Origin of the sequence: Luteolibacter arcticus, assembly GCF_025950235.1 — a bacterium.
Classification (GTDB): Bacteria; Verrucomicrobiota; Verrucomicrobiia; order Verrucomicrobiales; family Akkermansiaceae; genus Haloferula; species Haloferula arctica.
In genome coordinates, this window is record NZ_JAPDDT010000002.1 from 501,431 (window position 1) to 516,900 (window position 15,470).

At 63.9% G+C, this 15,470-nt stretch carries 14 protein-coding genes; 7 read left to right on the forward strand and 7 right to left on the reverse strand.

Annotated elements, in window-relative coordinates; all coding sequences use genetic code 11:
* The first annotated feature begins 91 nt into the window (after positions 1–91).
* Positions 92–916, forward strand: a complete 825-nt coding sequence (locus OKA05_RS06795; protein WP_264486363.1) for a hypothetical protein — start codon at positions 92–94, stop codon at positions 914–916.
* Between the two features lie 276 nt (positions 917–1,192).
* Here the strand turns inward: OKA05_RS06795 and OKA05_RS06800 are convergent, their stop codons facing one another.
* The 4 genes from OKA05_RS06800 to OKA05_RS06815 form a co-directional block, all read right to left on the reverse strand.
* Positions 1,193–1,903, reverse strand: a complete 711-nt coding sequence (locus OKA05_RS06800; protein WP_264486364.1) for a Bax inhibitor-1/YccA family protein — start codon at positions 1,901–1,903, stop codon at positions 1,193–1,195.
* A gap of 62 nt (positions 1,904–1,965) precedes the next feature.
* Positions 1,966–2,733 carry a formate dehydrogenase accessory sulfurtransferase FdhD gene (gene fdhD, locus OKA05_RS06805; RefSeq protein WP_264486365.1) on the reverse strand — a complete coding sequence of 256 codons (768 nt, stop codon included), beginning with the start codon at positions 2,731–2,733 and terminating at the stop codon, positions 1,966–1,968.
* A 59-nt stretch (positions 2,734–2,792) separates the two neighbouring features.
* Positions 2,793–4,217: a Gfo/Idh/MocA family protein gene (locus tag OKA05_RS06810; protein WP_264486366.1), complete on the reverse strand. Its 1,425-nt coding sequence runs from the start codon at positions 4,215–4,217 to the stop codon at positions 2,793–2,795.
* A 2-nt stretch (positions 4,218–4,219) separates the two neighbouring features.
* Positions 4,220–5,149, reverse strand: a complete 930-nt coding sequence (locus tag OKA05_RS06815) for a DUF6807 domain-containing protein (protein ID WP_264486367.1) — start codon at positions 5,147–5,149, stop codon at positions 4,220–4,222.
* A gap of 84 nt (positions 5,150–5,233) precedes the next feature.
* Between OKA05_RS06815 and OKA05_RS06820 the strand changes: the two genes are divergently transcribed.
* Complete coding sequence (locus OKA05_RS06820) at positions 5,234–5,782, forward strand: RNA polymerase sigma factor (RefSeq protein ID WP_264486368.1); 549 nt, start codon at positions 5,234–5,236, stop codon at positions 5,780–5,782.
* Positions 5,775–6,764, forward strand: a complete 990-nt coding sequence (locus tag OKA05_RS06825; RefSeq protein WP_264486369.1) for a hypothetical protein — start codon at positions 5,775–5,777, stop codon at positions 6,762–6,764. The genes OKA05_RS06820 and OKA05_RS06825 overlap by 8 nt, the downstream gene beginning before the upstream one ends.
* A gap of 15 nt (positions 6,765–6,779) precedes the next feature.
* Here the strand turns inward: OKA05_RS06825 and OKA05_RS06830 are convergent, their stop codons facing one another.
* Both OKA05_RS06830 and OKA05_RS06835 read right to left on the reverse strand, forming a co-directional pair.
* Positions 6,780–7,211 carry a TA system VapC family ribonuclease toxin gene (locus tag OKA05_RS06830; RefSeq protein ID WP_264486370.1) on the reverse strand — a complete coding sequence of 144 codons (432 nt, stop codon included), beginning with the start codon at positions 7,209–7,211 and terminating at the stop codon, positions 6,780–6,782.
* A gap of 3 nt (positions 7,212–7,214) precedes the next feature.
* Positions 7,215–7,481: a hypothetical protein gene (locus OKA05_RS06835; RefSeq protein WP_264486371.1), complete on the reverse strand. Its 267-nt coding sequence runs from the start codon at positions 7,479–7,481 to the stop codon at positions 7,215–7,217.
* Between the two features lie 163 nt (positions 7,482–7,644).
* On the opposite strand from OKA05_RS06835, the gene OKA05_RS06840 reads away from it, so the two are divergent.
* Positions 7,645–7,848, forward strand: a complete 204-nt coding sequence (locus OKA05_RS06840; RefSeq protein ID WP_264486372.1) for a PEP-CTERM sorting domain-containing protein — start codon at positions 7,645–7,647, stop codon at positions 7,846–7,848.
* A gap of 46 nt (positions 7,849–7,894) precedes the next feature.
* On the opposite strand, the gene OKA05_RS06845 is transcribed toward OKA05_RS06840, so the two are convergent.
* Positions 7,895–8,812: a helix-turn-helix domain-containing protein gene (locus OKA05_RS06845; RefSeq protein ID WP_264486373.1), complete on the reverse strand. Its 918-nt coding sequence runs from the start codon at positions 8,810–8,812 to the stop codon at positions 7,895–7,897.
* A 188-nt stretch (positions 8,813–9,000) separates the two neighbouring features.
* Here OKA05_RS06845 and OKA05_RS06850 point away from each other — a divergent pair, with 188 nt between their 5' ends.
* From OKA05_RS06850 to OKA05_RS06860, 3 genes are all read left to right on the forward strand, one after another.
* On the forward strand, positions 9,001–9,555 hold the full coding sequence (locus OKA05_RS06850; protein WP_264486374.1) for a sigma-70 family RNA polymerase sigma factor: 555 nt from the start codon (positions 9,001–9,003) through the stop codon (positions 9,553–9,555).
* Positions 9,552–11,081 (forward strand): FecR domain-containing protein, encoded by a 1,530-nt coding sequence (locus OKA05_RS06855; protein WP_264486375.1) that lies wholly within the window; start codon positions 9,552–9,554, stop codon positions 11,079–11,081. The genes OKA05_RS06850 and OKA05_RS06855 overlap by 4 nt, the downstream gene beginning before the upstream one ends.
* Before the next feature lie 187 nt (positions 11,082–11,268).
* Positions 11,269–15,453: a beta strand repeat-containing protein gene (locus OKA05_RS06860; protein ID WP_264486376.1), complete on the forward strand. Its 4,185-nt coding sequence runs from the start codon at positions 11,269–11,271 to the stop codon at positions 15,451–15,453.
* Positions 15,454–15,470 lie beyond the last annotated feature (17 nt).

Sequence of the window (15,470 nt, forward strand, 5' to 3'; positions counted from 1 at the left end):
GACGGCAACGTGTTTCGCCCTGCAATGTGGCCGGGCTGACTCAAGCGAGTTCTTGTCAAAGGCCGCCGCTGGTGCAGGCTGGCGTTTGCCCATGAAACGAGCACTTCCATACCTTGGCGCAGCGCTGCTCGCGCTGTTCACCTCCTCCTGCCTGGAGCACACGTCCACCATCAAGCTGAACAAGGACGGCAGCGGCACCATCACCGAGGAGACCCTCTTCAGCGCTGAAGCCAGTGCGAAGATGGCCGAAATGCCCGCTGGCGGCGAAAATCCGGCCGGCAAGTTCTCCGACGAGAAGAAGGCCGCCGAGACCGCCGCCAAGATGGGCGAGGGCGTCACCGTCGAGAAGACCGAGAACGTCAAGAAGGACGGCCGGATCGGCGGGCGCGTGGTTTACAAGTTCAAGGACATCAACAAGGTGAAGTTCAACTTCGGTGACGCGATGTCGGATGCCGGCAAGGACATGGGCCCTCCGGGCGACGCCCCTGACGCGGGCGAAGCCGACAAGCCCAAGAGCAAGCCGATCACCTTCACCTACAAGGATGGCGTGCTGACGCTGGTGAATCCCGAAGCCAAGGCGGATGCCAAGAAGGCTGACGGTGAAAAGGGCGCCGCTCCCGACAAAGAGACCGACCCGCAGGCGATGGCGATGATGCAGCAGATGTTCAAGGACATGCGCATGTCCCTCCACCTCGAGATCGTGGACGGCATCGCCGAAACCAACGCCAGCCACGTGGAAGGCAATGTCGTGACGCTGATCGACCTGCCCTTCGGCAAGCTGATCGCCGATCCGGAGAACATGAAGAAGCTGGAGGCGATGAAGGACGCCAGCCCCGCCGATGCCGCCGCCGCGTTCAAGGACATCCCCGGTCTCAAGATCGAAACCAAGGAAGAAATCACCGTGAAGGTGAAGTGAGATAGCTCCTGAAGCACTGGATTTCCCGCTCTATCAGGCAGGCCTCGGTGACGGGGCCTGCCTTTTTCGCGTCCGGAGAATTCCGGCGGCTGCGATCCAAGTTGTATGTAGTCCCGGCTTCAGCCGGACACGCTGGAAATGCAGGCCCTCATCCTCGTTCGGTCCGGCTAAAGCCGGGACTACCTACGCTTGGATGCGGGCCGCTCCAGAAGGGCAAAAAGAAAAGGCCGGACGCCATGCGGGCGTCCGGCCTTGAAGAAACGAAACGGCGATCAATCAATCGCGGCTCATGAACATCCGCAGCACATACCAGAACATGGTGGCGATGCTGGCGAAGAGCGAGAGCGCGGCTGCGACGTGCTGGCCGGGCGCGTAATGATACATGATCGCGCTGGTGTTGTAGAGGATGCTACCGGCCATCAGCACCACCATGGCGCCAGCGAACCATACCCCGAGCGAGAAGCCCATGAAGATGGACGCGACGATCAGACCGAGTGCGATGAAGCAGCCAATCTTGATCATCCCGCCGAGGAAGGTGAAATCCTTCTTGGTGGTGAAGGCAATCGCAGTGAGGCCAAGCACCAGGAAGCCGGTGACGACCGCAGCTTGGCCGATGATGGCGACTCCATCCGGCCGGATCAGCGCGAGCGCGATCAGCGGCAGGAAAATCACGGCTTCCGCGAAGGTGTAGAGCACGAGGCCGGTGTACTGCATGCCCTTCGAGGCACCATTGGAGGCCCACTTGTTGGCCAACCAAGAGACCACCATGAACGCGCCGAGCACAAACAGCCATGAATACTTGCTGGTGCCGAGCATGGCCAAGGCTGCGTTTCCGAATCCGGCTTGGATCAGCAGAAACTCCAACAGGGCGAATGCTCCGATGGCTCCCGCCACGTGGGTATACGTCTTCCGCACGAACTCGGTGCGAGTTTCCAGCGGCGCCTCCGCCACCGGTCCGACGGCATAGGGATTGAAGGAGGAATTCATAAGTCGGAGGATGTATGATCGCGGTCCCCTTCCGAGGCAAGGCGTTTTCCGTGGCGAGGGACTCACCCGGCGAGTCTGCCGGCGAAGACGCGGAACCTAGGCGGGCGTAGGAAAGCGACCAGTGTTTGGTTCGATTCCACCGCGAATTCCACCGCCAGTGAAGAGGGCGCCGAGAGAGCGGCGACCAAGGGCAGGCCCCCCGCGAGCGCCTTTTGCATGATCTCGAAAGACACGCGTCCGGAGACCAATAGGAAACTTTGAGATAAATTCCACCCGGCTTGCAGGGCGTGGCCCAGCACCTTGTCCACCGCGTTGTGGCGGCCGATGTCCTCCCGGATGACCTGCGGCGTGCCATCCGCCGCGAAGATCCCCGCCCCGTGCAAGCCGCCGGTGCGGGAGAAGACCGATTGGGCGGCTTCGAGTTTCGCCGGTGCGGAAAGCAGGACTTCGGCGGAAAACTCGGTCCTCTCCGGCAAGGGCGGGCGCTGCGAGGTCACCGCCTCGATGGTCGCTTTCCCACAGAGTCCGCAGGAAGAGGCGCTGAAGACGTGGCGGGTCAGCCTCTTGAGATCCACCTCCGCGCCTTCCTCGAGGAAGACGAGCGCGTGATTGTCGCGCGAGTCGGTGTCGATCCTGCGCACATCATCCCGCGAGCGGATGACGCCCTCCGTGAGCAGGAAGCCGAGTGCGAGTTCCGCATCGTGACCGGGCGTGCGCATCGTGACCGCGACCGGATGGCCATCGATGACGATTTGCAGCGGCTCCTCGATCACCACTTGGTCGGGAACCTGTGCGCCGTCCGCGTCGGTGGCCATCACGTGCTTGTCCATGCCAGCGTTGCCTAGGCTCGCGAGCAGGGTTCGGAAAGCCCCGATTGCTTGTGAGAAAATCAGGCCGGTAGCTCGAATCCCTTGCGGTAGCTGCCTTTCAGCAAGGCGTTCGCCTTGTCGGCGTGATCGCCGGTGAATTTCTCACCGCTCATGGCCAGCGGCGCGCCGAGGCGGATCTTCTGCTTGTCGGGGTCCACGCCATTCGCCGCGAGATGGGTGCCCATGCGCTCGACGGCGTCGGCTGCGGCTTCGTTCGTGAAAGCGGCCTTCACTTCGGACGTGGATGCCGGCGTGCCGAGATCCCACGAGATGTTCCCGATGTGAGCCAGCGCCGAGGAAAGGTGGCCGGATTCGGCGGAGAGGCGCGCCTCTTGTTTGCCGGAGCGGATGGCGTCCACCCACGTCTGGAAGTGCGAGCGTCCGCCTTTGAACGACTTCACCTGCTTGCCCTGCGCGTCGAAGATCTCGCATTTCCCGTCGTGGCCGCCGGCGAGCCAGCCGCCTTCGTATTCGATCAGGTTACCGACGGACTGGCCCTTGTAGTCGTCCATGCCGGACTTGTAATCGACGCCCTTCTTCGGGAGGCCGCGGACTTCGAAGACGATCGGCACGGGATCGTAGCCGAGGAAGACCACCTGGGTGTTCGCCACATCGCCGTCGTCATCGTGGGCGAAACGGCCGCCGCAGGAAATGACTGTCGGGGGGAGTTCCTTCGGGTCGCCGAGGGCCCAGCGGCAGACATCGAGCTGGTGCGGGCCTTGGTTGCCGAGGTCGCCATTGCCGTAGGTGGACTGCCAGTGCCAGTCGTAGTGGAACTTCCCGCGCTTGAGCGGGTCGGTCGCTCGCGGGCCGCACCAGAGGTCGTAATCGACTTCGGCGGGCGGCTTGCGAGGGCCGTCCACCTTGCCGATGGACGGGCGGGGCTTGTAGCAGAAGCCCCGGGCCAGCTTGAGCTTGCCGAGATTCCCTTCGTTCAGCCATGCGAAGGCCTCGGCCCACGAGGTCTCCGAGCGGCGCTGGAAACCGTGCTGGATGACCTTGCCGTACTTCGCCTGCGCATCGGCGAGTGCCCGGCCTTCCCAGACGTTGTGGGAAACCGGCTTCTCCACATAGACGTGCTTGCCGTTGGCCGCTGCGGTCACGGCGATCAACGCGTGGGTGTGGTTCGGCGTTGCGATGACCACCGCGTCGATGTCCTTCGCCTCGCAGACCTTACGATAGTCGTCGTAGGTGGCGACCTTGATGCCCTGCTTCTCGAGCTTGTCCTTCGCGGCGGCCAGCACCTTCGAGTCACAGTCGCACAGCGCGACGAGGCGCACGCCCTTGGTCTTCGCGGCGGAGTCGATGTGAGCCTTGCCGCGGCCATTGAAGCCGATCACGGCGACACGCAGGTCGTCATTCGCGCCTTGGGCGCGGGCCAGCGGGGAAAGCAGCGACCACGTGCCGGCCAAGGTCGAGGTGCTCAGGAAGAGGCGGCGTTTCATGGTCATGGGCTTTTGGAAAAGTCGGTCCAGCGGTCGGCGAGCTTGGCGGATTCCAGGCTGCCGTGATGCAGGATCACGCCATAACGGAACGTCATCGACTCGCCTTTCTTGAGAACGTGATCGCCGAGGTGCTTGTCCTTCTTGCCCTCGAAGTCGTGGATGCCGAAGGGATTCGCGGCGAGCAGGCCATAGTCGCGGGCGTGCCACCAGGTGGGGAAGCGGAGGTTGGACGGGTGATCGAAGATCGCCACCACGGCCGGCTCGTCCTTTTCATCGGGACCCGCGAAGGCGACCCACTTCGAGCGCTTGCCCCAGGTATCGCCGTCCTTGCGGCCTTCGGAGTCGGCGATGTGGCCCTTGGCCTGCGGGCCTTTCAGGCGCAGCGTGCGATCCACGCGGATGGCGAAGAAGCCTTCCTTGGTGTCGCCGAAAGTCGCGTCGCCATCGGCCGCGGTGAGCTTCGAGGCGAAGCCGATCATCGTGGTCTTGTCGTCGATCTTCTTGAAGGAATAGGTGCGCTCCTCGGTGAGCTGGGTCTTGCCATCGGCGGTCCAGGCGAGATCCACGGTGAAGGAGTCCTTTCCCGTCCGGGTCTTCTGGACCTCGATCTTCGGATCCTTGCCGAACTTCCACGCCCAGAAGTCCTGGCCGTTCACCTCGCCGTGGCTCATCCAGAAGCCGCGGTGGTGGGGGTGGTCGCGTTCTTCCTCCTTGAAGCTGTCTTCCATCGGCCAATGGCGGGTCAGCACAGCACCGGAAGCCGAGCGCAGCGGTGCCATGTAGGGGACCTTGGAGTCGGTGAGAAAGCCGGTGTAAGGCTTGCCATCGAGCTCGACGTGAATCGCCGGAGGCTCGGTCGTGATCTTGAATGTGAATCCTTCCTCCGCGAACGCGGCGGTGGTCAAAAGGAGGGGAAAAAGCAGGCGCTTCATCCCGGCACGCTGGACAAGAACCGGTGCATGGGCGATGGAAAATTGCGGAATAACTCTATCGAGTAGGTCTCCCAAGAAAGCTTGATGTCGGAATTCGAACAACTCGTCGATGCTCATTACGAAGCGCTCTACCGCTTCGCGATGTCGCTGTCGAAGAATGCCGACACGGCGGCCGATCTGGTCCAGCAGACCTTCTGCATCTGGGCGCAGAAAGGCCACCAGCTCAAGGAACGCGACAAGGCCAAGACCTGGCTTTTCACCACACTCCACCGCGAGTTCCTGGCCCTGGCGCGAAAAGCAAAGCGCTACAGCGACGAGGAACTGACCGAAGCGGTCGCGGGCCGGATCTGCTCGGAAGAAAACGACACCGAGCGCACAATGGACGGCCAGCGCGCGCTGGAATTGCTGGGCGACCTCGATGAAACCTTCCGGGCGCCGCTCGCACTTTTTTATCTGCAACAACACAGCTACAAGGAAATCGCCGAGATCCTCGACGTGCCGATCGGCACCGTGATGTCGCGCATTTCCCGGGCAAAGGAAATGCTCCGCCGTCGCATGACCGCGGAGCCGTCCAGCGCACCGAAGAACATCCTGCAACTGCAACCGGAGGCCTTGAAATCAAGCCATGGATAAGGAGGAAGCACGCTTCATCCTCCGCTGCTTCCGTCCTGACGGAGCGGACGCGGAGAATCCCGACTTTGCCGACGCACTGGCGTGGGCCGCGAAGGATCGCGAGCTCGGCGAGTGGCTCGCCCGCGAGCGCTCCCGTGACGCCGACTTCGCCTGTGCGCTGAACTCGGTGGGCATTCCGCCCGTGCTGCGCGAGGAGATCCTGGTAAGCCTTGCCATGGAGCGCGGCGATGCGGCGATCTATCCCGACTCCTTCGATGTTTCGGTGATCGGGGCGATGGCGGGCATTCGGCCGCCGATCTATTTGCGCGGGGAGATCCTTTCCGCCATGGAGCGCACCGCGGCTGAGCCGAAGGCACGCCGCTGGTGGCACTACGGACTCCCTGCGGCGGCTGCGGCGGGCATTGCGCTCGCCTTCCTCGCCACCCGGCCGGGTGGGTCGGATGGGTCGGATGCCAAGGACATCGTTGGCAACCCGCCAGTGGACGAAACCTTGCGGCCCGAGAATCCGGATCGTTCGGATGGAGGACTGGTTCCGGTCGTTGCTTCCTTGCCGATCAGCCAGGTCGAGGAAGAGTTCATCAAGATCTTCGAGACGCCGGGCTACAAACTCGATCTCGACAACCCCGATCACCACGCGCTGTTCGACCACCTCAAGGCGTCCAAGCTGCCGTGCCCGAATCGCTGCCTGCCAGAGGGTCTCAAGAAGATCCCCGGCCTCGGCTGTCGCGAACTGGAGATCGAGGGGAAAAAGGGCGCGTTGGTCTGCTTCAAGCAGGAGAACGACGAGGTCCATCTGATGGTCTTCAAGCGCTGCGACGTGAAGTGCAAGCTGCCCAAGGCCGGCCAACCTGCCTTCGGCAAACACGGCAAGTGGTCGGTCGCCCGCTGGAGCGACGAGGATTGGGTCTTCGTCCTGATGGGCGAGAAGAACGCCGAGCGTAAGCAGAACGTCGACCGCAAGCGTTTGGAAGACATGTTCTAAGCTGAGGCCTGTCCCTCAGACCGGGATCACCTCGACTGCCTGGGAGCCGCGGGCCACCAGTTTCGCGGGAATGTTTGCGTCCAAGGTGGCGAAGCGGATCCCGTATTTCAGCGCCAGGGCGACCAGGTAAACATCGGTGAGGCGCTGCGGCGTCAGTCCGGCCAACGAGGTCAGCGAGGGGTCGTCAAACGACAGGTCGCAGGGCAGGAAATGGTAGCCGCGCCGGGCACGGTAGGCCTTCAGATCGAGCAGGGCTTTTTCCGGCGAACCCGGTCCATGGGGATACGAAGGATGGCCGTAGATGCGGAGAAAGCCGTTCTCCGTCAGCACGCAGGTGGCAAGCCCCATGCCGGGATGGGCCGCCAGCCAGCTCCGGGCCGCCGCGTGATGCTCGTGACGCGGATCGGCCAGGGCGATCAGCACGGGGATATCGGCCAGGCGGATCATGGCTCAAATGCGTTCCTGTTCCCGGAGCTGGTTCAAAAGGGCCTCCGTCACCACGGTCGGATCCCCCGGGACGCAGCGGAGCCGGGGCAGGCCGAGGTCATCGATATCGAAGTGCGGTTCCCCGGCCCGTCTTTTGGGGGTTCCGGCGTTGGGATCGAGGCCCTTTTCCAAGACTGCCACCACCACCTCGTCCAAGGTCACTCCCTGTTGGTTGGCGAGGGCCGTGGCCTTGCAATGCAGGGATTCCGGGAGATCGATCGAGGTTTTCACCCCACTGGATACGGGAGGACACCGGCCCGTCAGATCACTCCATTTTGCCGAAATGGTCACGGGGTGCAACGAATTGCAGCTTGTTCTGCCTTTTGCCGGATGGTATGCCACGCGGCGCTCTGGAGGGATTTCCTTCCCGGCCCCCCAACACCTCCCCGGTGCCATGAAATCAGCCGTCTCTCGTACAGCCTTGGCTTTCGCCAATGCGCTTCTCTTGTCCGTCGCTCACGCCGGGCCGGGCACGGCCGTCGGGGAGCCGCTGCCCGAGGTCAAGGTGACCGCCGTGCCGGAACCTTCGCCCTTGCTGATGCTTGCCGGCGGACTCGCCGTGCTGTTCCTGCTGATGCGAAAGGGCGGACCGCGCTAAGCGCCGCTAGTTCTCTCCGGGATTCCGCTTCACCGCCGGCAGTGCCTCAGACGTCGTGACCCGCGGCATCGCGGTAGGCCTGCGGACTGGTGCCGAGGTAGCGACGAAAGACGGTCGCAAAGTATTGTGAGCTGGAATACCCGAACTCATGGGCCACTTCCGTGATCGACAAGGCCGGTTGCTCGCGCAGGCGCCGGGCTGCCCGCTCGACGCGGAGGCGCTGCCGGTAGTCCTTGGGGCTGCTGCCAGCGATTCGCTTGAAGTGCTCGTGAAAGGAGGTCGGCGAGAGGCCGGCCATGGCTGCCATTTCGAGCGCGGTCGGCATTTCGTCGTCGGAATGTCCGTCCAGCCAAGCCAGGACCCGCCGGATCCGCAGGTCATTCGCCTGGTCTTCCCCCGCGGATTCGGGTTGCACCGCGATCGCCGCTTCCATGGTGAGGGCCGCGATCCGGTTGCGGACCATCTCGCGGGCCACCGCTTCATCCCGTCGCTCCCACCAGGTGAAGGCGGACTCGATCAGGCGCGGCGCGTCGTCCGGCATCCGCAGCTGTGCCGGGGTGTTGCCGGCGGTTAGCAACTCGAATACCGCATGAGCGCCATCGCGGCTCATGCCGAGAGCCGGCTCATCGGGGAACGGTTTCACGCGCAGGATCAGCCACGCCAGATTGCCCTTTTGCTCCGGCCAAGCGCCGGTGCTATAGCGGCAGCCGGGCGGGATGCGTAGCATTTGGCCGCCGCGCAAGCCGATCTCCTCGCCATCGATGACGTAGCGTTGCTGTCCGGATAAAAGGAATACCAGCACCATCCATTGCTCGTGGCATTGCTCCGCGAGGGGTGCGGAAGCACGATGATAGTGCAGGTGGCCGAGGGTCAGCGCATGCTTCATGCCGATCGAGCGCAGGTTGAGAATGCGCCGCTCCGCGGTGCTGACGGTATCGATCCATTCGGGTTCCTGGTGGCTCATGGTGACGGGAGGCAGGCCTTCTAGTCCGTCGCATCCTCTCACGCCACGCAAGGGGCGGACGTTTCATTTTTTAAGGCGGAGGAAATCGAACGCCGGCCCGCCGCGGAAGCGAGGGATTCAAATTCCGATGATTTCGTGTCTGGTTTCCGACGCAGGCGGTATTTGTTGCCATCCTGTCCTTTGCTGCCTTGTCCTGTCCTGCTCCAGAGCTGTTTTCGACTCCGCCCGGTGATGATGCCGCCTGGATCGCGGGGGAAATCGCGGCCCTGAGACCCGGGCTGCTGGGCTATGTGGCCTCCTTGCTGCCGCAGGCCCGGGGCGAGGCCGAGGATGTGGTGCAGGCGACGTGCGTGGTCCTGTGGGAAAAGCGCGAGGGCTTCCAGCAAGGTACCGATTTCAAAGCCTGGGCTTTCCGCACCGCTTACTTCCAAGCCATGGCGGTGCGCCGTGACCTGAGCCGCAGCAAGGTGGCCGTGTTCTCCGATGAAACGCTGCAACGCCTCGCCGCACCGGCGGAGGAAGCGGCATCGGGGATCGATACGCGGGTCACGGCGCTGCGCCTCTGTGTGTCGGACCTGCCATCGGCCGACCAACGCCTGCTCGCGCTGAAATACCTCCGCCGCGAGTCGCTGGCAGATCACGCTCGCGAGCTGGGGATGCCGTCCGGCCGCCTGCAGAAGACGCTGTCCCGCCTGCGGTTGGCCCTGAAGCACTGCATTGAAAAACGCCTCAAGTATTCGTGATTCCACCCGCGCCCAACGCCGAACTCCGCAAGCTCATCGACCGCATGCTCGATGAGGAGCCGCTCTCTCGCACCGAACTCGCTCGGCTGGAAGAGCTGTTGGATGATGAAGCGGGCCTCCAATACTATCTTTCGGTCGTCCAGCAGGATGCGGTGATGGGAACGGTCTTGGCAGACTTGGGCATGGACGACGAAGTGCCGCCTGCCAACGTACGGCCGATCCGCTCCCGGCTTCGCTCCTACTGGCATCCCGCGGCTGCTGCCGCGCTTTTTGTCGCGGGCTTTTTCGCTTCGGAGTGGTGGAACCACGGTTCCTCCGGAGACGGGACGAGAACTACGGGAAACGTCGTAATTCCCGGCCAGACGCCGGCGCGCGTCACCGGCATGATGGGCGTGCGGTGGAAAAACGGGGCACCACCCGATTTGATCGGCAAGTCGGGAAGTGCCGGCGGACTGGCGATCGAATCCGGACTGGTGGAGATCACCTACGGCACGGGCGTGCGCGTCACACTGGAAGGCCCGGCCGAATTTGACGTGACCGGCACGGAGTCCGGGCGTCTCGCCGGCGGGAAGCTCGTCACCTCAGTGCCGAAGGGCGCGGAGGGATTCCGCATCGATTACCAGGACGGCACGGTGGTGGATCTGGGCACCGAATTCGCGATGGACGTCAAACCGGGACGCACGTCCGAGGTTGGCGTCTTCAATGGCAAGATCGAGCTACATCGCGAGGGCGAGAAGCCGTTGCCGCTCTACGAAAATCACGCGGTGTTTCAGGAGAAGGCCAATACCGAATCCCCACTCCAGTCGATCCCCTTGGACCGCACGAAGTATGTCCGCCAACTCCCTTCGCGCGAGTTCGCGTGGGAGCTGGATTCCTTCGAGCCGAAGAGCGTGGAATTCGACGTCTCCCATCTGCTGTGGAAGCCATCGGCCTATCGCGCGGTGTTCAAGTGGATGAATGGAGCGGATGGAATCCAAGTGCGGGATGTGGAGCTGCGCCTCGACGGCCAGCGGGTCGCGGGCAGGAGCCAGACCGGCAGCTCAGGTGCCCTGGTGGAGTTGGTGAAAGGAAACATCTTCAAGCTCGATGTGGCCAACGACCAGTTCCGCTCCGGTCGCTGGACGATCCATGCGACGGTCGAGCCCTTGCCCCGAAGTGCCGAGCTTGCCGCGACCTATGCACCGGTCCGCAGCCTGGGCATTCTCCAGTTCGAGGAAGGCTTGGCCACGACCGCGACCCCCGCGGATTTCACCGGCCAGTGGTCGTATCGATTCCTCGGCGATGACTTCATCCGCGAGATCCATCCCGATGGAACCATCACGCTCTTCAAGAACGGTTCGGTTCTAACAACTTCATTCGTCGGCAGCCGCTGGACGGTGGTCGATGGCGTGCTGCGCGTCACCGTGCCGGATCAGAATGCCGTGGAAGACCACGTGCTGCGGGATCACGACACGCTCATCTTCATCAACCGCCACTACGAGAATGCCATCCGGGTCGCGCCCGGGCTTTCTCCGGACAGTCGCTGAGAGGCGCTGTTCACGTTTCATTTCTTAAGACGGAGGAAATCGAACGCCCGCGGCGACGCGGGAAGCTATAGGATTGCCGGTTGCCTGCGCAGTCGCATCGCCGCCGCGCCCCTCATTCGTCCGCCAAGTCTCTTCCGATCTCCCCACAAGTCCCGATGTCACTCCTTTGACCCATCTACCCCGACCCATGAAACAACCCACCACCACGACCCTCCATCGCCTCGCGCTGTGCGCCGGCCTCGCCCTTGCTCCACAGGCTCACGCAGCGCCGGTGATCAAGTCGGCCACCGGCACTGATCTCGCCACTGGCGCTAGCTGGGGCGGCACGGCGCCCACCGGCACCGACACGGCTACCTGGAATGCCTCGTCACTCGGCGATGGCCTGACGCTGAACTCGAGTGCGGCATGGAATGGACTCGCAGTCACGGGTGCGACGGCTCCGGTATCGATCAGCGGCGCCGGCATGCTGTCGCTCGGTTCGGGCGGCCTCGACCTTTCCACCTCACCGGTGAATCTTACGATCGGTCACCCGGTGGAGCTTGCGGCGGCGCAAACCTGGAAGGTTGCAAGTGGCAGGACGATCACCTCCTCTGGTGTCATCTCGGGCAGCGGGGCCCTGACGATCGGCAGCACCGGGCAGTTGGTCACCACCACCACGTTCCTCACGAATACCGCGCAGACGCTTTTCCCTAACACCTCGCTGGCGGGCGTGACGAGCGCTGGCGGCAAGATCGGCGGCGGATGGGTCGGCGCGGGTACCCCGGTCAATGCCAGCGGCTACCTGCTCACCAACAACGGCACCACGGCGAGCTTCTGGCTGCAGGCAGTGGATGGTGGCTTCACAAAGGGCGTCCGGGTCGAGCTTGCCCAGTCCGGCGCCGATATCACCGCACGATCCACGGCCGCCAAGAATGTCAGCGGCTCTAACCTCGGCTTCAACTTCGACACCGGCGGCGCGACCAGCCCGCTCGCCACGGTGCAGACCGGAGACGGCTATGGCGCACACACCACCACGCTTCAGGTCGGAGCCGACACCACGGGCACGCTGGTATTCTCGGGGCTCAATACCTACACCGGCGCGACGTCGGTCACCCGCGGCATCTTGCGAGCCGGCATCTCGTCGGTGGCTGGCAGCGGGGGAGCCTTCGGCAATGAATCGGCAGTGAGCCTCGCAAACGCGGCAAGCACTGGACTTGATCTGAATGGCTTCGACACCCTCGTCGGCTCGCTCACCGGCGGCGGCACCGTCGGCGGCGGTATCACGCTGGGCGCGGCGACGCTCACCACTGGCGGCGACAATAGCAGCCCGGCGGCGTATGCCGGTGTCATCGGCGGCACCGGTGGCGTGGTGAAAACCGGCAGCGGCACGCAGATCCTGAGCGGTGCGAATACCTACAGCGGCGGCACGATCGTGAGTGGCAGCGGCACGCTGACAGGGTCGGCGGGGGTGGCTTTCACGGGCACGCAGGGGGGAGCTTTCGGAACGGGGGCGATCACCGTGAACAGCGGTGCGACGCTCCGGGCCACCACGCCATTCGTGATTGGCGGCGGACAGAACACGACCCGCGTTCTCAATCTCAACGGAGGCACGGCGAACCTCCAAGGCGGCGGCACGGGCGGCGAGTATCTCAAGACCATCAATCTGACCGGTGGGTCGATGAGCATCGACAGCGGCACCGTCTATTTCCGCGCTCCGACCGGAGGCACGGCGCTCCATTCCTTCGCGGCTCCGGTGGCCTCGACGATCGCGACGGGCATCGACCTGACGCTCGGTCATCTCACGGTGGACGCCGCGGCTGGCACGGTGCCGGACGGCCACGACCTGGTAATCAGTGGCAACATCAGCCAGAACACCGGCGCCGGCTCGGGGGCCAAGACTCTGACGAAAACCGGCACTGGCACGCTGGTATTGGCTGGCTCTAACAACAGCTACACCGGTGTCACCACCGTCAGCGCGGGGACGCTCGTGGTGAATGGCACGCTTGCCACAGCGGCCGGATCGGTGGAGGTCGGAGCGACGGGTACGCTCGATGGCGCCGGCACGATCAACCGGCCAGTCAATCTTGCGGCAGGATCGGTGATCACGCCCGCCGGCGCCACCATCGGCACGCTCACGGTCGGCGGCACGGTCACCCTGCAGGGGACGACGGTTCTCCAGATCCACAAAGACAGCGGCAGCGGGCTTACCCAGGACTTGCTGGATGCTGACGCCGTGAACTTCGGCGGCACGCTGGAAGTGACGGCGACCGGGGATGCCCTGGCGCTCGGCGATTCTTTTCTGCTTTTCGACGCGGCCACCTATGGCGGCGGGTTCACATCGTTCAGTCTGCCGGCCCTGGCGGGGGGCTTGAGCTGGGATTTCGGCGGGCTCGCGTCCTCCGGCATCCTGACAGTGGTCAACTATGTGAGCACGCCGGCGTTCTCGCCATCGGGCGGGGGCTTTGCAGGGACGCCATCGGTGACCATCACCTCGGAGTCGGGCGCGACAATTCACTACACGGTGAATGGCAGCACGCCGACCGCCGCTTCGCCGGTTTATGCGGGGCCGATCATGCTGCCGGCGAATACCGCGACCTTCACGCTGAAGGCCTTCGCGAAGAAAGCGGGCAAGGCGGACAGCCCGGTGACGACTGGCGTGTATCACACCATCGACACGCCGACATGGATCACGAATGGCGATGCCTACTGGGGCAGTCAACCGGGTGACGAAGCCAACTGGCAGAACATGGTCATCGCCGGTGGCAGCGGTGCCTCCGCGAATTTCAGCTCCCTGGCACTGACGCAGTCCACCACGGTCACGCTGGATGGCTCGCGGGTCATCGGTCACCTGGCGTTCGGCGATGCCTCGCCGTCACCGACCTCCGATTGGTCGCTGATCCCGCAGAGCGGCTCGATGCTAACGCTGGCGACCGATACCGGCACGCCTTCGATCACGGTCAACAACCAGACCACTACGATCAGTGCGCCGGTGGCGGGCACCCAGGGCTTCACGAAGTCCGGTGCCGGCACGCTCAAGCTGGCCGGCTCGCAATCCTACACCGGTGACACCGTGGTGAATGCGGGAAGCCTGCTGCTCGACAGCTCTGCGGTTGCCAGCAACACCCCGCAAATCGCGAGCGAAAAGATCGTCAACAACTCGGCAGTCACCTTCCTCCGTGCAGCGACCGGCTTCACCCACATCAACCCGTCCTTGTCAGGAGCGGGGGACTACTTCGTGGATGGTCCTGGTGGCGGTGGTGTCTATGACAACCGGGTGGCCTTCCGGGGCACCGCGTCCGACAACACCGGCACGATCCACCTGATCAATGGCGGCCGTCTGTGGGTTGATGCCGCGGGTGCGAATGCGATCGGTGACTCGGCCATCGTGGACGTCGGAGCCACGGCGAGCTTCCACATTTACCGCGGCGTCACCGAAACGATCGGGGGTCTGCAAGGCAGCGGCGAAGTGTGGGGGCGTGATTCGCTCACTACCCCCGTTGCCACCCTGGTGGTCGGCGGCGGTGACAAGACCGCCAGCTTCAGCGGCGTGTTGAAGCAAGACGTCACACCTCTCGCGATCACCAAGATCGGCACGGGCACCCAGACGTTTGCCGGAACGAATACCTACACCGGGGCAACCACCGTCGAAGGTGGCAGGCTTGCCGGCACAGGAGCCATCGGCTCGGATGTGACCGTGAAGTCGGGCGCGACGCTGGCACCTGGCGCGGGCGTGGGCACGATGGATGCGAAGGCGCTGACCTTTGAAACGGGATCGACGCTGCAGGTGGAGGTCAATAGCACCAGCGGCACCGCCGACAAGGTGGTGGCCCACGGTGCGGTCTCGCTCACCGGAGTCACTGCCGACTTCACCGAGGTCGGATCCGGCACTGTGGCCGCGGGCACCAAGCTGGTGATCCTCGACTACACCGGCCAGAGCCTCACCGGCATCTTCACGGGTCTTGCCGAAGGAGCTTCCGTAGTGATCGGCGCGAATTCCTTCACGCTTTCCTATGCGGACAGCTCGCGGGTCACGCTGACCATCCCGGGCGGTGGTTTCAGCTCGTGGGCGGCGGCGAATGCGCCGGGCCAGACGATGGCGATGGATCACGACCATGATGGCGTGGCCAATGGCATCGAATACTTCATGGGCGTGAATGGTTCCGCCTTCACCGCGAATCCCGCGATGAATGCCGCTCGTCTCATTTCCTGGCCGAAGGGTGCGGGCTACACCGGCGTGTATGGCACCGACTACGTGGTTCAAACCTCTATCAACCTCACCACCTGGGACGATGTGCTGGTTGGCGACGTGGTGATCGAGTCCGACAGCGTCGATTACACGCTGCCTACCGGTGGGTCGCCGAAGTTCATGCGCTTGAAGGTGACCGGTCCGTGATGCCTTGATGTCCATTT

Bases quoted from the DNA above. Each gene is read 5' to 3' on its own strand.
- OKA05_RS06820 (WP_264486368.1), top strand. From the start codon at position 5,234: ATGTCGGAATTCGAACAACTCGTCGATGCTCATTACGAAGCGCTCTAC.
- OKA05_RS06815 (WP_264486367.1), bottom strand. From the start codon at position 5,149: ATGAAGCGCCTGCTTTTTCCCCTCCTTTTGACCACCGCCGCGTTCGCG.
- OKA05_RS06830 (WP_264486370.1), bottom strand. From the start codon at position 7,211: ATGATCCGCCTGGCCGATATCCCCGTGCTGATCGCCCTGGCCGATCCG.
- OKA05_RS06810 (WP_264486366.1), bottom strand. From the start codon at position 4,217: ATGAAACGCCGCCTCTTCCTGAGCACCTCGACCTTGGCCGGCACGTGG.
- OKA05_RS06845 (WP_264486373.1), bottom strand. From the start codon at position 8,812: ATGAGCCACCAGGAACCCGAATGGATCGATACCGTCAGCACCGCGGAG.
- OKA05_RS06795 (WP_264486363.1), top strand. From the start codon at position 92: ATGAAACGAGCACTTCCATACCTTGGCGCAGCGCTGCTCGCGCTGTTC.
- fdhD (WP_264486365.1), bottom strand. From the start codon at position 2,733: ATGGACAAGCACGTGATGGCCACCGACGCGGACGGCGCACAGGTTCCC.
- OKA05_RS06825 (WP_264486369.1), top strand. From the start codon at position 5,775: ATGGATAAGGAGGAAGCACGCTTCATCCTCCGCTGCTTCCGTCCTGAC.
- OKA05_RS06800 (WP_264486364.1), bottom strand. From the start codon at position 1,903: ATGAATTCCTCCTTCAATCCCTATGCCGTCGGACCGGTGGCGGAGGCG.
- OKA05_RS06840 (WP_264486372.1), top strand. From the start codon at position 7,645: ATGAAATCAGCCGTCTCTCGTACAGCCTTGGCTTTCGCCAATGCGCTT.
- OKA05_RS06860 (WP_264486376.1), top strand. From the start codon at position 11,269: ATGAAACAACCCACCACCACGACCCTCCATCGCCTCGCGCTGTGCGCC.